Here is a 14,952-nt window from a genome sequence, read left to right as displayed (position 1 = left end):
TTCTTAAATCCGGCTGCCGTTCGGTGGCCGGTTTATCTAACGGAATCAACTTTGCGGCCCGCACTAATCAATAAAATATTCTATTATGGTAATAGCAACCCTTAAGGACGAGTCACTCGATATTGGTTTTATGTTAATGGGAAGGAACCTGTGTATTCAAAGAAACTCTGAGGAATATAATTATTGATATTTTTCTCATGGCAGTATTCTATGATTTGTCGTTTGCTGGAAACCCCTGTTTTTCTATAGAGACTTTGGATGGTATTACTGATGGTTCTGGGTGATAGATGAATTTTTCTGGCGATATCCACATGGGAAAATGAATGTAGAAGATAAAATAACACTTCCCACTCTCTTCTGGAAAATAAGTCAGATGGTGGTGTGAATACAAGAGATGTGGGTGTTTTTATTTTATTTAAATGAGTTAATATCATATTATCTACCGCTCGACCATGAAAAATAGTTCCTACAGATACGCCATTTTCATCAATTAATGGATATTTATCAAAAAACCAAGGTTGAAAATAGGGGTGCCCCTCAAATGCATGTATTTCAACTGACGTTATACGATCTTGCGATAACTCTACCTTACGGTCATGTTGTTGAAATTCATTTTGAAACTCCGATGTTGATGCCGGGAGTTCGCCATCGAGTCGTCCTTCTACGTTGAATTTATCCGGTAAGGATAATAATTCATGGTATTTTTTATTTGCATAAATAAATATTGAATTATTATCTTTCGCTCCCCAAGGCTCTGAACTCTGTGCCCAAAAGCGAATTAAAACGTTAAGTGACTCTAATAAGTTAGTTTTCATTATTTCACCATTTAATTAATTTACTATTTAATTATTGGTAATGTTTTAGTATTAATGGGGGTTGTTAAGTTATTAAATAACGATTACCCTTTGCAGTCTAGTTTATTATTTACTCTATTTTCCACAAGGAAGTGTTACATGATCAATATATCCGGTTTTAATTATGATAATGCTATAGAAGATCCCGTCGTTGGGATCTCAATTGCAGAAATGTTTAAGAAAGAAGGTTTGCAGGCTTATGGAACTCGCGTTAAGCAAGGCAAGCGCGTGAGTTGCCATAGTCATGCTCAAGATGAGGAGTGGTATATTATTCTCTCGGGTGAAGGTGCTATCTGGACTGCGGATGTCATTGATGGAGAATTAAAAAATAAGCGTGTAGATGTTTTTGCTAAAGGTTCTGTATTTTGCATCTACCCTAATACCGCGCATCAACTGGCAGCGAAAACCGACGTCGAGTTCATATTCTTGTGTCCGCAATCGCATATCACTCGTGACCGAATCCTGTTTGACGATATTGTGGCAGAGTAAGGCAAAAAAAGGGTGAGGATACCCTCACCCGCAAGTACTCAATGGAAAACCCAACGTAATGAATTAGTTAATGAATAACCTGCGCCAGAAACGCCTGGGTGCGCTCTGATTTCGGGTTAGAGAAAAATTCGGCGGGTGGTGCTTGTTCCACTATCTCCCCACGGTCCATAAAAATAACCCGATCGGCAACGGTGCGGGCAAAACCCATCTCGTGGGTTACACACAACATGGTCATGCCTTCATTTGCCAGACTGATCATGGTATCCAGCACTTCTTTCACCATCTCAGGGTCCAGCGCCGAGGTTGGTTCATCAAATAGCATGATTTTGGGTTTCATACACAGCGAACGGGCGATTGCCACCCGCTGCTGCTGGCCACCGGAAAGTTGGCCGGGGAACTTATGGGCGTGCTCTGCAATCCGCACCCGTTCTAAATAATGCATTGCCAATTCGTCGGCCTCTTTCTTGGGCATCTTACGTACCCAGCTTGGTGCCAGCGTGCAGTTTTGCATCACCGTTAAGTGCGGGAACAGATTGAAGTGTTGGAACACCATGCCGACCTCGGTACGTACCCGTTCAATATTGCGCAGGTCATCGTTAAGTTCGATGCCATCCACCATGATTTTCCCCTGCTGATGCTCTTCCAAATGGTTGATGCAGCGGATAGTGGTAGATTTACCTGAGCCAGAAGGACCGCAAAGTACGATGCGTTCGCCAGGGCGCACATGTAAATTGATATCTTTCAATACGTGGAACTGCCCGTACCACTTATTGACGTTTTCCAGCGTAATCATCATTTTATCGCCTGGAGTTGGCTGATTGTCGCTCATGTTATGCCTCAATGTGTGGAACGTCCGGTGTGAAAGCGCTTTTCCAGATGCTGGCTGTAGCGCGACATGCTGAAACAGAAAATCCAATAGACAGCGGCGGCAAAGACATAGCCTTCGGTCGACATCCCCAACCAGGCAGGGTCGACGGTGGCTTGCTGCACGCTGCTGAACAAATCAAACAGACCAATGATGATAACCAGACTGGTATCTTTAAACAGGGCGATAATGGTGTTTACCAACCCGGGGATCACCATCTTCAGGGCTTGTGGCAAAATAACCAGCCCTTGGGTTTTCCAATAGCCCAGCCCCAGTGACTCGGCGGCTTCGGTCTGTCCTCTGGGCAAGGCCTGTAACCCGCCACGCACCACTTCTGCCACATAGGCTGATTGGAACAACACCACCCCGACCAAGGCACGGATCAGTTTGTCGATGCTGGTGCCTTCGGTCATAAACAGTGGCAACATCACCGAGGACATAAACAGCACGGTGATTAGCGGCACCCCGCGCCAGAACTCAATAAATACCACTGACAGAATACGCACCACTGGCATACTCGAACGGCGGGCCAAGGCCAATAAAATCCCCAGCGGTAGCGCACCGGCAATACCTACTGCGGCGATGATCAGCGTCAGTGTCAGGCCGCCCCACTGGCGGGTTTCAACCCGGGTTAACCCGAGGAAACCGCCATATAACATCAACCATACCAGCAGTGGGTACGCTACCATCCACACCGCCAAATAGCGGCCTCGATGTGGCATAGCGCGCCAGAATAATGGAATGAGCGTCAGCAATCCGATGATCAAGGTGGTGTTGATGCGCCAACGCTGCTCAATAGGATAAAGGCCATACATAAATTGGCCAAAGCGCGCATGAATAAACACCCAGCAGGCACCCTCACGGGTACAATCAGTGCGCGATGTACCTAGCCAGTTGGCGTTAAAAATAGTCCAATTCAGTAATGGCGGGATCAATTGCCACATCAGCCACAGACGCCCCATTCCCGAACGAAACGCAACAAACCATCATGCGTTATGCAGCGAGTAGATACTCTAAAAATACCTCATTCGGTGAGCTGTATTCCAGAGATTTGCGCCCCCGAGTGTTGAGGATGTGCTCCAGTCTCGCAATATCTTCATCGCTGACGCCATTAAAATCGGTTCCTTTCGGATAAAACCGCCGTATCAGACCGTTGGTATGCTCATTCAACCCCCGCTCCCAGGAATGATAAGGCCGGGCAAAGTAAACCTTTGCGCCCGTTACCTGAGTGATGTCCTTATGTTTCGCAAACTCGGGTCCGTTATCTGCCGTCAGGGTTTTAAACTCGCAGAAAGTATTCGCCACGATGTCCCTGAACGCTTCCACGACGCTCTCAGCGCACTTATTGGGGAGTTTACGGATAATGACCTGCTTTGTGGCTTTGTCCACGACCGTCAGCAGGAATGACTTCTGGTCTTTGCCAAAAATCGTATCGATTTCAACATGCCCGGGAACCTGTTTGAGTTCAGCCTCAGCAGGCCTGTGCTCAATGCCAACCCTGTCCGGGATGGGCGTGCGTCCGGGCTCACCCGTATCATAGCGATAGCGTTTACCCCGGTGAGGGAGCTGAAGGTAAAGCTTACCGCCAGCCTGTCTGTCCGAACGGATATAGCGGTAGAGGGTATTTTTGCTGACGGCGATATCAAACTGGATTTTCAGTCTCCCACAGATAACCTCAGGGGAGGTATGTACAGCCAGCGCCTGCCGGAGAAAGTCTTGTGTCTGCTGGCCCAGAGGGAAACAGGCATTGTGTGCCGAGGTGGCGCCCCGCCGTTGTCTGGCTAAGGCATCAGCGCGTCTGGAGGAGTAAAGTCCGTTGAAGGCGGGGTCCGTATTACGCCTGAGCTCCCGGCTCAGGGTAGAGCGAGAGACGCCGAGCTCTCTGGCAATGCAGGACTGATTAACGCCTTCAGCTTTTCGTTTTTCGATGTAAAAGCGCTCATGCTGAGTCAAATGTTTTCCCTTCATGCAACAGGGTCTCCGACAGGGTCAATACGGCTATTTTATCCGTACCTGACCGGTGGGTCACTTTGTTGCATTTCGTTTGGGAATTGGCGCAGGCACAGCAGCGTCAGCAGACTATTAGTCCAACTGGAAAACAAATTCTTTCTCGCCCAAAACACCATCCGGCTTAACGGGTTGCCCGGCCGTACTGTGCTGGGTGGTTCACGGGTTAGTGTCATCGTCATTCGCTTCCCTTAGCGCTCTACCAGCGCGATCCGCCGGTTGTAGAGATTCATTAAAAATGAAATGGATAGGCTGATAACCAAATAGACTGACATGGTAATGGCGATAGTTTCTATCGCCTGACCAGTCTGGTTCAGCACTGTGCCGGCAAACAACGACACCATATCTGGATAGCCGATAGCGGCTGCCAGTGAGGAGTTTTTGACGATGTTCAGGTATTGACTGGTGAGTGGCGGAATGATGACTCGTAACGCCTGTGGCAGAATAACTTGGCGCAAGGTGACGGTGTTGGGCAGCGCCAGTGAACGGGCTGCTTCATGCTGACCATAGGGCACGGACTGAATGCCTGAACGAATCACCTCAGCAATAAAGGTCGAGGTATAAACCGACAGTGCCAAGGTCAAGGCCGCCAATTCAGGGATAAGAACCAGGCCACCTTTAAAGTTAAAGCCGCGTAACTGCGGTAGATCCCAATGCAGTGCCGAGCCATACAGAAAATGGGCCGCTGCTGGTAGGGCTATCAACAGTAGTAAGGCAATCGGCCAAGTGCGGTGAAACTGACCGGTATGTAACTGACGGAAATGGTTATAGCGATACAGCGCCACGATGATAACAACGGCCAGCAGCACAGCGAGTATGGCGGGTATAAAACCGGCAGCAAACTCCGGTGATGGTAGATACAAGCCACGGTTGCTGAGAAAAGCCACACCGAAGGCATCCAGACTCTGTCGTGGCCCTGGTAGATTGCGTAATACCGCGAAATACCAGAAGAAGATTTGCAGCAAGGGCGGGATATTACGGAATGTCTCGATATAGATAGTGGACAGTTTGCGTAACAGCCAGTTATCAGATAAACGCGCCAGCCCAAGGAAGAACCCGAGGATCGACGCAAAGAAAATACATAATACTGATACCAGCAAGGTATTGAATAACCCGACCAAAAACACCCGGCCGTAGGTATCACCTTGCTCATAATCGATAAGATGCTGAACAATACCAAAACCGGCGCTGTTATTCAGGAAAGCAAAGCCGGAGGTGATGCCCCGGGTCGACAGGTTGGTAATGGTGTTATGGAAAAGATACGCACCGCATCCGATCAGTATCAATAGCGCGATAATTTGATACAACCAGGCGCGTACCGCTGGATTGGTCAGCGAAAAGGCACCTTTGACGGTTGGGCGTTGTGACATAGTGTGGGCCTCGGTCTGGATAATACATCCGGCAGGGCGGGCCTGCCGGAGAGGTAATCAGTAATCAGCGAACCGGAGGCGCGTACTGGAGACCGCCATTGTTCCACAGCGCATTCTGGCCGCGTTTTATTTTCAGCTCACTGCCCAAACCGACGTTACGGTCGAAGCTTTCGCCGTAGTTACCCACTTGTTTCACGATTTTAACCACCCAATCGTTAGGCACTTTCAGATCTTTACCATAGTTGCCTTCCTGACCTAACAGATGTGCCATATCCGGTGTGGTTGGTTTTGCTGCCAGTGCTTCGACGTTTTTCGACGTCACACCCATCTCTTCAGCATTTAACATGGCAAACAGTGTCCAGCGCACGATGGCGAACCAGTCCTCATCACCCCGGCGCACAACCGGCCCCAGTGGTTCTTTAGAGATAACTTCCGGTAATACGATAAATTCGTCTGGTTTACCTAACTTGATACGCAGTGCGTACAGTTGTGATTGGTCAGAGGCCAATGTGTCACAGCGGCCGGAATCCAATGCCTTGGCACTTTCGTCAGAACGGTCGAAGGTAACTGGAGTGTATTGCATTTTATTGGCTTTAAAGTAATCAGCGACGTTCAACTCAGTATCTGTACCGGCTTGAATACACACCGTCGCCCCGTCCAGCTCTTTGGCGCTTTTCAGCCCCGCTTTATTGTGGGTCAGAAAGCCGATACCGTCGTAATAGTTCACTCCGGTAAATAACATCCCCATGCCAGCATCACGGGATGAAGTCCAGGTGGTGTTACGTGACAAAATATCAACTTCACCCGATTGCAGGGCGGTAAAACGCTCTTTTGCGGTCAGCGGGGTGTATTTTACTTTTTCTGCATCACCAAAGATGGCAGCAGCTACGCCACGGCAGACATCGACATCCAGACCAGAGAACTTGCCGCTGGCATCTGCATAGGAGAAGCCGGGCAATCCATCACTGATACCACATTGTACAAAACCTTTTTTCTTCACCGCATCCAAAGTAGTGCCCGCGTGGGCCTGACCTGCTAATGCCACTAATGAGGCGGCGGCAACCAGTGTTGAAATCATTATTTTCTTCATGAAAGCGTCCTGTGAGGCAAAGTCGAGCCTATTTTAATTTTGTAGCGCACCAGTGATGCACCGTCGCTGTCTGTTGGCGTGTAGCCAGTTTGGTATTAGCAAATGGGATGCCAGAGTTGCATTTCATTGATGATATGAGTAATTACTTAGCGTTAACTCTTTGTAGGTAATTTCTGACCGGGTAGGATGCACTTAAATGGCGCATTTAACGGCGGATTGATACTTTTTAGTGCAGAAAATTCTTATATACAGCGATGAACGAGAGGTAAGAGTAATTGAACCAGACTGAGGTATACATTTCGTCAATGTAATAACATAAAAAGCGGCATAGACAGGTGAAATTCGGATTTTTTAAATCTCTGATCCGTTATCTAATCCTCTTGGGAGTGTTTTAACGTAAACACATTAGAGAGAAGGATAAGGATTATGCCTCGTTATTTAACCGCCCTGATGTGCGGGCTGCCATTGCTGTTTACCGCCAGTTGTCTGGCACAGGTGAATATTGAAACTGCAAAATGCAGTGATACCGATTTTACTCAGGTTCTGTCTTGTTACAGAGAAAAGCTGGCCGCAGAGCCACTTATCTATAACTTGCTCAGTCAGGAAAACCTGCCGGGGTTGGAGTGGCGCCGTTACCAACTGACCTCGCAGAATTGGTCGCCGGAGAGCTTGGTCTCCCCTGCTGCATGGCAGCATGAAGTGGAGATCTTTATTCCCGAAAATAGCACGTCCACCAAGGCGCTGGTGGTCATCAATAATGGTACCAACTATGGTACTGAAACCATTCCTCCCTCCGGTCCTAGTGATTTTGCTATCGAGACCTTGCAAAATATTGCCCGCTCGACTGACACGGTGGTGATTGCCATTAGCACCATTCCCAATCAGTACCTTGAATATCAACAAGATGGGAATCCGCGTAAGGAAGATTATAGTGTTGCACGTAGTTGGACTTTATTTATAGATGCCCCAGAAGCCCGTTCAATATTACCGCTACATGTCCCGATGGTGGCGGCGATTTCTCAGGCGATGACCATGGCGCAACAAGCCTTGCCGGAAAAAGCCTTAGACAGTTTTATTGTCACTGGTTTATCCAAGCGTGGCTGGACTAGTTGGCTGACGGCAATTGCGGATTCACGTGTGGAGGCTATTGTGCCTTTTGTGATTGATCTGCTGGATACCCGCGCCGCATTGGAACATATGTATCAATCTTATGGTGGCAACTGGCCTATAGCCTTCACCCCCTACTATCAGGAAGAGATTGATAAGAAACTGAGTACCCCCGGCTTCGCCAAACTGATGCAGATTATGGATCCCCTACAGTACCTGACGAGCGAGTATCAACCCCGGCTCAGTATTGCGAAATACATTATTAATGCCAGTGGTGATGATTTCTACGTGCCTGATAATACGCATTTTTATTATGACAAATTACCCGGTGATAAAACGTTGCGGGTGGCACCTAACTCTAGTCACTCCGGTATTAAAGCATTTAGCGAACAGTCGTTGATCACCTTTGTTAACCGTTTACGGCAAGCCACACCGATGCCGCAGTTGAATACCACTCTGGTAATGAAAGATAAGGTGCAAACCGTCACGGTTAGTCTGTCAGAGACGCCAGAAAAGGTGCTGTTATGGACCGCAGCTAACCCCGATGCTCGCGATTTCCGCTATGCGTGCGATGTAAGATATAGCGCATTTCCGTTGGCTGTGGCCCCGGGTAATACCCTTGAAGTTGCACTTAGCACGCCAGCTACCGGTTGGCAGGCGACCTTTATCGAGGCCACATTCAATGATGGCTTCGTGGCAACCACGCCAGTTTATGTCTCGCCGCAGGAGAGTTATCCCACTACAGCCCCTCCTACCGGTGGGCCTGCATGCAAAACGTTGCCAGGGCGTGCGCTTATCACACCAGACGATGCGATAGATGATCCCGATGAAGCTGAAGCGCAGTTATAGCTCCGCGATATTGAGTGGATTTTAGCTAATAAAAAACCCGACATAGGCCGGGTTTTTATGACAGATCTTGTTGATGCTTAATACAGCGATGGCGCACCGGCTGGGCGGGTTTTAAAGCGGCGGTGTAGCCACAGATATTGCTCAGGTGCGCGCATGATCTCTTTTTCGATAACTTTGTTCATATAGCTGGCGGCCGCTATCTCATCATCAAGCGGATAGTCTTCTAATGCTGGCTGGATCAGCAAGTCATAGCCGCTACCATCTGTTTTACGCAGTAAAACCAATGGCAACAGTGCCGGTTTGGCTAGCCGGGCCAACATAAAAGTGCCACTGGTGGTCGCGGCCTGATTGACGGCGAACAGTGGTGCAAACACACTGCCACGTGGGCCGTAATCCTGATCCGGTGCAAACCACACAGCCTCACCTTTTTTCAATGCCTGCACCATGCCACGAAGATCTTTACGGTCCAGCATGGCCTTATTCGAGCGCATACGGCCCCAGGTCTGCACCAATTCCATCACTTTATTGTTATGCGGGCGGTACATCGCCATCATTGGCTGACATTGCCCCATTACGCGGCCGCCAAGTTCCAGCGACATAAAATGGACGCCAATCACCAGTACGCCGCGCTGTCCTTGCTGCGCTTTTTTCAGGTTATCCAGACCCGTCACGGTAAACCAGCGCTTAATGCGCGCATCGGGCCAAAACCAGGCCATGCCAGTTTCCAGCAACCCCATGCCTAAGGATTCAAAATTACCGACGATAGTCCGTTCAAGAGTCTGCTTATCCATATCAGGGAAACAAAGTTCCAGATTGCGCCGGGCGATAGATACCCGCCGTTTCAGGAAGCGCATTGAGGTACGCCCCAACCAAATTCCTAACTTGTTTAACAGCGGGTAGGGGAGTTGGACTAACAGAAATAATACCCCCAGGCCAAACCAGGTCAGCCAGTAGCCCGGGTGGAGCAGTGAGATATGGAATTTCTGCGGCTTTATCATATGAACTCTATCGTTATGCGTTAAGTGCGGGTTTGTAACGCATATGGATGTAACTCGATAGCGATACATTTCTTCAGACACCGGTGGTCAACTATCGTTTTGGTGAATACGACAATTGACATAATTTTTACATTAAAAGCGGGGTCGCGTAGGGGATGGTCATGAAGGCAGGCTATCTATAAGCGATGGGGGCTTTCAGAGGATTATACCATATTCGCGATAAATGAAAGAAAAAGATCAACGCTAGATGTGCTGGCGGAATTATCGCGATATAAACTGCGTTACTGTTCGGCATATCGCAGAAAATGGTGCCTTAGAATCGAGGAAAAATAAGTCAACTGGCTGGAAAATGGGAGACTCATCTCAATTTCGATTAATTATTGTTACCGTTGTTCTATTTTTGGGTTATTGACGTGCCACAGAGGGAGTTATAAATTCAATTTGTGTTTTTAATGTTATTAATTTGATGTTTATTTGTGTTTATTATCTTTGTATTTGATCACATTTATTCTTTCTTATATTTAATTAACCAATTATTAACATAATAAATCATTAAATTTTACTTTTTTGGGCTTTCATCACAATTCACTCTGACTCGTCGCGCAGCCTATTGTGTTCCTTTGTTAATCTCATGTGTGTGAAAAGCAGTCACATGAAAATAAAACAGTCACGGTGTCACACTACGGGCTTCTCACCTCGCAACCAACCCGTTATCTGAAAGAAAACAAGAAGGTATTGCTATGAAACTTAATCTCGCATTACTGAATGCATGTGTCGTTTCCGCATGCATGCTGTTCACTACGCAAACGATGGCAGAGAAAAAATATGAAATTGCTGTTGTCGCGAAGGTTACCGGTATTCCTTGGTTTACCCGTATGGAAGTTGGCGTAAATGAAGCAGCAAAAAAACTGGATGTTAATGCTTATCAGGTTGGGCCTGCCACGCCAGACCCGGCGCAACAAGTTAAAGTCATTGAAGACCTTATTGCCAAAAATGTAGATGCCATCATTGTGGTGCCGAACGATGCCAAAGTGCTGGAACCAGTACTGAAAAAAGCGCAAGAGAAAGGCATTGTGGTGTTAACTCACGAATCTCCTGATCAACGTATCGGGCAGTGGGATGTTGAGACCATCGATAGTGAAAAATATGCTCAGGCCAACATGGACGAACTGGCGAAAGCCATGGGGGGCAACGGGGGTTATGCGATTTATGTGGGTTCCCTGACTGTGCCATTGCATAACGCTTGGGCGGATTATGCTATCAAATACCAGAAAGAAAAATACCCCGATATGTTCGAAGTCACTCCACGCCTGCCAGTGGCTGAGAACATTGATAAGTCTTACTCCACTACTCTGGATCTGATGAAAACCTATCCGAAAATGAAAGGGATCATTGGTTTTGGTTCACTGGGGCCAATTGGTGCCGGTCAAGCAGTGGCTAAGAAACGCGCGAAAGATCAAATCGCGGTAGTGGGCATCGCTATGCCTGCACAGGCAGCGCCATACCTGATGCGTGGTGATATCAAAAAAGCCCTGTTGTGGGATCCAAAAGACGCCGGTTTTGCTGTGGTGCAGATTGCAGATCAATTACTGAAAGGCCAAAAAATCACGCCAGACTTGACCATCGAAGGCTTGGGTAAAGCCGATGTGGATAGCGAGAAAGGCGTGATCCGTTTCAACAAGATCCTTGAAGTCACTAAAGATAATGCGAAAACATTAGGTTTCTGATTTTCAGACGCCACACCAGGGAATTACCGGCTAACGAGCCGTGTTTGGCAGTAAATCAGGCAGCGGGAGAGCATCCCCGTTGCCCTCACCATCATCACCGAATTGCTGTAAAAATAGCGCCATGCTTATGGCGTTAGGGAAGGTATTGTCATGACTCAGGCCAACGCATTTATCACTCTTGAAAATATCAGTAAGCGATTCCCCGGCGTGCTGGCGCTGGATCAGGTGAATCTCACACTGAATAAAGGAGAAGTGCACTGTCTGGCAGGCCAGAACGGCTGCGGCAAGAGCACCATTATCAAAGTGATTTCAGGAGTTTATCAGCCAGAGAAAGGCGCAAGTATCCTGATAGACGGCAAGCTGTTCCATCAGTTTACGCCGCAACTCTCATTCTTCTATGGCGTGCAGGTGATATATCAAGACTTGTCGCTATTTCCTAATCTCACCGTTTCGGAAAATATTGCCGTCCACCGTTATCTGCCAGGCGGTGATTTTTGGGTGAAGCGTAAAAGTATGCGTGAGCGTGCGTTAGCCGCCATGCAGCGAGTGGGTGTCACCCTTGATCCTGATAAAAAAGTTGAACAACTCTCTATTGCTGACCGCCAGTTAGTGGCGATTTGCCGCGCTATCGCTGCCGATGCCCGCTTGGTGATTATGGATGAACCGACTGCCTCGCTAACCAGTCAGGAAGTGAAAGGCTTGCTGGACGTGGTACGTGATCTCAAATCGCAAGGTATCTGCGTGGTGTTTGTTAGCCACCGGCTGGATGAAGTGATGGAAGTGGCCGACAGAATCAGTGTCATGCGCGATGGCCAACTAATTGGTACCTGGCCGGCCAGCGAACTGGACAGCCATGAGCTGGCGTTCCTAATGACCGGCCAGCGCTTTACCTACAGCCAGTTACCGCCACTGGCGGCAGAAGCCACGCCGTTGCTGGAAATCAAAAAACTGAGTCGTGGCGAGCAGTTTCGTAACATCGATTTGACCCTACATCAGGGCGAAATTGTGTCGATCACCGGGTTACTGGGGGCGGGGCGTACTGAACTGTGTCTGAGCCTGTTTGGCATGACCCAACCCGATAGTGGCGAGGTGTGGGTCGCCGGTGAACAAGTGCATTTCCGTAACAACCGTGATGCGATCCGCCACGGGATCGGTTATGTCTCTGAAGATCGCCTGACACAGGGATTGATCATGGAGCAATCGATCTATGACAACACCATCGTGTCCGTTTTTGACAAATTACATACCCGCAGTGGGTTGTTGGATCATGCCAAAGCCGCAGCGCTGGTGAAAAAACTGGTGCAAGATCTGAACATCAAAGTGTCCGATACTGCCCTGCCGGTCAAAACGTTATCGGGCGGTAATGCACAGCGCATCGCTATTGCTAAATGGGTAGCGACGCAACCGCGTATTTTGATCCTCGATTCTCCGACCGTCGGCGTAGATATCGCCAACAAAGAAGGGATTTACCATATTGCCAAAGCCTTGGCAGAGCAGGGGATGGCGGTATTGATGATTTGTGACGAGATCCCGGAGGCTTACTACAACAGTCACCGGATATTAGTGATGCGCAAAGGTGAACTGGTGGCCGAGTTTTACCCGCATCAGTGCACCGAACAACAGGTAGCCGAGGTGGTCAATGGATAAGCTAAAACTGCGGCAACTGACGGGGCGACATGAGTTTTATCTTGGGCTATTGGTATTACTGTTAGTCATCGGACTGAGTGTAAAAAGCCCGGAGTTCCTGACCTTAGGGAATCTGACCGATGTCGCCACCAGTTATGCCATTTTGGGTATTCTGGCCTGTGGCCTGTTTGTGGTGCTGATTGCCGGTGGTATTGATATCTCCTTTCCGGCGGTAACGGCTATTGCGCAATATGTCATGGCGTCGTGGGTGATTACCCATGGCGGCAGCTTCGCGCTAGCGTTTGTTCTGGCCATGTCAGTTGGTTTAGTGCTGGGGCTGATCAATGGGTTGCTGGTGTATTGGTTGAAAGTCCCAGCGATAATTATCACCATTGCCACACTGAATCTGTTCTATGGCCTGCTGGTTTATTTCACCAACGGTACCTGGTTGTACGGTTTCCCTGACTGGTTTATGACCGGGATTAACTGGTTCTCGTTTACCGGCAGTGACGGCTATGACTATGGCTTGACACTACCGCTGTTCTGCCTGGCGGCGACCATCATTTTCACCGGTGTATTGATGAACTACACCCGTCTTGGGCGGCAGATCTTTGCCATGGGCAGCAATAAGGATGCGGCTTCCCGCCTGGGCATTAATATTCTGCGTTTGCATCTCTACGTCTATGGCTACATGGGCATGCTGGCAGGGGTGGCGGCGGTGGTACAGGCGCAGATTTCCCAGTCAGTGGCACCTAACTCATTGATGGGGTTTGAGCTGACCGTGCTGGCCGCCGTGGTCTTGGGTGGCACCAGTATGACGGGGGGCCGTGGATCCCTCAGTGGCACCGTGCTCGGCGTGATGTTGCTGGCATTTTTGCAAAACGGTCTGACGCTGCTGAGTGTCTCCTCTTACTGGCATACGGTTTTCAGCGGCGCAATCATTTTGGTGAGTATCAGTACCACCGCATGGAATGAAAAACGCAAATTGCTGAGGGAGCACTGATATGACCTGGCTAAACCGAATTATTCCTAACGACCGCATTATCCGCCTGCAATTATTGATTCTGGTGGCAGTGATGTTGGCCTTCTCATTGACCTTGGGACAACGCTTCTTCAGCTTGGGTAACTTCCAGTCTATTTCCTCGCAGTTGCCGATTTTAGGCATGCTGGCGCTGGGGATGGGGCTGACCATGCTGACCGGCGGTATTAACTTATCCATTATTGCCGGAGCGAACGCTTGCTCATTAGTCATGGCTGCCATCATTGTCAGCCACCCTGATCAGCCGCTGTTCCTGTTACTGGCATTAGTTGCTGGCTTGCTGGTGGCGGTGGTGATTGGTGCGTTGAATGGCTTACTGATTTCAGTGGTCGGGGTGTCGCCAATTCTGGCGACGTTGGGCACCATGACATTGATTACCGGCCTGAATATTTTATTGTCCAACGGTGACGTGATCTCTGATTTCCCACCGGTGATTCAATACATTGGCAGTGGTGATATCGCCGGTATTCCAGTCGCGATGATCTTGTTTTTACTGGTCTCCACTGGGCTGTGGGTGCTTTTGGAACACACGACCTTGGGGCGTAGCATCTATCTGGTCGGCTCCAATGAGCAGGCCACCCGTTTTAGTGGCGTGAATACCCATCGGGTACAGGTCGCGGTCTATATCCTGTCAGCCATATTAGGATGGGGGGCGGCTATCCTGATGATGGCGAAATTTAACTCGGCCAAAGCCGGTTACGGCGAATCCTATCTATTAGTCACCATTCTGGCATCGGTATTGGGTGGCATTAACCCGGATGGCGGCTTTGGTCGCATCATCGGCTTGATCCTGGCGCTGGTGGTACTGCAACTATTGGAAAGTGGCCTGAATTTGCTGGGGGTGAGTAGCTACCTGACCATGGCGTTATGGGGTGGGGTGCTGATCCTCTTTATCGCATTACAGAATCGTAAGGCTTAAGAATTGAGGGAT

13 protein-coding genes and 1 pseudogene are annotated in these 14,952 nt (G+C 48.9%); 6 read left to right on the top strand and 8 right to left on the bottom strand.

Annotated features, from left to right (window positions below; all coding sequences use genetic code 11):
- Positions 1-128: 128 nt before the first annotated feature.
- On the bottom strand, positions 129-815 hold the full coding sequence (locus ACWJJO_RS20615; protein WP_083162149.1) for a helix-turn-helix transcriptional regulator: 687 nt from the start codon (positions 813-815) through the stop codon (positions 129-131).
- A 138-nt stretch (positions 816-953) separates the two neighbouring features.
- Between ACWJJO_RS20615 and ACWJJO_RS20610 the strand changes: the two genes are divergently transcribed.
- Positions 954-1,343, top strand: a complete 390-nt coding sequence (locus ACWJJO_RS20610; RefSeq protein ID WP_442820451.1) for a cupin domain-containing protein — start codon at positions 954-956, stop codon at positions 1,341-1,343.
- 67 nt (positions 1,344-1,410) lie between these two features.
- Here the strand turns inward: ACWJJO_RS20610 and ACWJJO_RS20605 are convergent, their stop codons facing one another.
- The 6 genes and pseudogenes from ACWJJO_RS20605 to ACWJJO_RS20580 form a co-directional block, all read right to left on the bottom strand.
- Positions 1,411-2,172, bottom strand: a complete 762-nt coding sequence (locus ACWJJO_RS20605; protein ID WP_042568985.1) for an amino acid ABC transporter ATP-binding protein — start codon at positions 2,170-2,172, stop codon at positions 1,411-1,413.
- Positions 2,173-2,180: 8 nt separating this feature from the next.
- Positions 2,181-3,170 carry an amino acid ABC transporter permease gene (locus ACWJJO_RS20600; RefSeq protein WP_481091473.1) on the bottom strand — a complete coding sequence of 330 codons (990 nt, stop codon included), beginning with the start codon at positions 3,168-3,170 and terminating at the stop codon, positions 2,181-2,183.
- A 31-nt stretch (positions 3,171-3,201) separates the two neighbouring features.
- A complete protein-coding gene (locus ACWJJO_RS20595) occupies positions 3,202-4,176 on the bottom strand; it encodes an IS30 family transposase (protein ID WP_481090511.1) in 975 nt (324 codons plus the stop codon).
- An 89-nt stretch (positions 4,177-4,265) separates the two neighbouring features.
- Positions 4,266-4,397 (bottom strand): annotated as a pseudogene (locus ACWJJO_RS20590) (amino acid ABC transporter permease); the annotation flags it as partial.
- A 9-nt stretch (positions 4,398-4,406) separates the two neighbouring features.
- Complete coding sequence (locus ACWJJO_RS20585) at positions 4,407-5,585, bottom strand: amino acid ABC transporter permease (protein ID WP_481091472.1); 1,179 nt, start codon at positions 5,583-5,585, stop codon at positions 4,407-4,409.
- Between the two features lie 64 nt (positions 5,586-5,649).
- Positions 5,650-6,675, bottom strand: coding sequence for an amino acid ABC transporter substrate-binding protein (locus tag ACWJJO_RS20580; protein WP_083162157.1), 1,026 nt, complete (start codon positions 6,673-6,675; stop codon positions 5,650-5,652).
- A 426-nt stretch (positions 6,676-7,101) separates the two neighbouring features.
- Between ACWJJO_RS20580 and ACWJJO_RS20575 the strand changes: the two genes are divergently transcribed.
- Positions 7,102-8,631 (top strand): PhoPQ-activated pathogenicity-related family protein, encoded by a 1,530-nt coding sequence (locus ACWJJO_RS20575; protein WP_442850585.1) that lies wholly within the window; start codon positions 7,102-7,104, stop codon positions 8,629-8,631.
- Positions 8,632-8,708: 77 nt separating this feature from the next.
- On the opposite strand, the gene lpxP is transcribed toward ACWJJO_RS20575, so the two are convergent.
- Positions 8,709-9,629 (bottom strand): kdo(2)-lipid IV(A) palmitoleoyltransferase, encoded by a 921-nt coding sequence (gene lpxP, locus ACWJJO_RS20570; RefSeq protein ID WP_481091471.1) that lies wholly within the window; start codon positions 9,627-9,629, stop codon positions 8,709-8,711.
- Between the two features lie 740 nt (positions 9,630-10,369).
- On the opposite strand from lpxP, the gene ACWJJO_RS20565 reads away from it, so the two are divergent.
- From ACWJJO_RS20565 to ACWJJO_RS20550, 4 genes are all read left to right on the top strand, one after another.
- Positions 10,370-11,356, top strand: coding sequence for a substrate-binding domain-containing protein (locus ACWJJO_RS20565; protein ID WP_481091470.1), 987 nt, complete (start codon positions 10,370-10,372; stop codon positions 11,354-11,356).
- A gap of 150 nt (positions 11,357-11,506) precedes the next feature.
- Complete coding sequence (locus ACWJJO_RS20560) at positions 11,507-13,003, top strand: sugar ABC transporter ATP-binding protein (protein ID WP_050073816.1); 1,497 nt, start codon at positions 11,507-11,509, stop codon at positions 13,001-13,003.
- Positions 12,996-13,985: an ABC transporter permease gene (locus ACWJJO_RS20555; protein WP_032907665.1), complete on the top strand. Its 990-nt coding sequence runs from the start codon at positions 12,996-12,998 to the stop codon at positions 13,983-13,985. The genes ACWJJO_RS20560 and ACWJJO_RS20555 overlap by 8 nt, the downstream gene beginning before the upstream one ends.
- 1 nt (position 13,986) lies before the next feature.
- The gene (locus ACWJJO_RS20550) at positions 13,987-14,940 is read left to right on the top strand and encodes an ABC transporter permease (protein WP_083162161.1); all 954 of its coding nucleotides are present in this window, start codon (positions 13,987-13,989) and stop codon (positions 14,938-14,940) included.
- The last annotated feature ends 12 nt before the right edge of the window (positions 14,941-14,952 follow it).

Source organism: Yersinia antarctica, from assembly GCF_056636475.1.
Note: the sequence above shows the minus strand (reverse complement) of the source record. Positions and strands in the feature narration are given on the sequence as shown.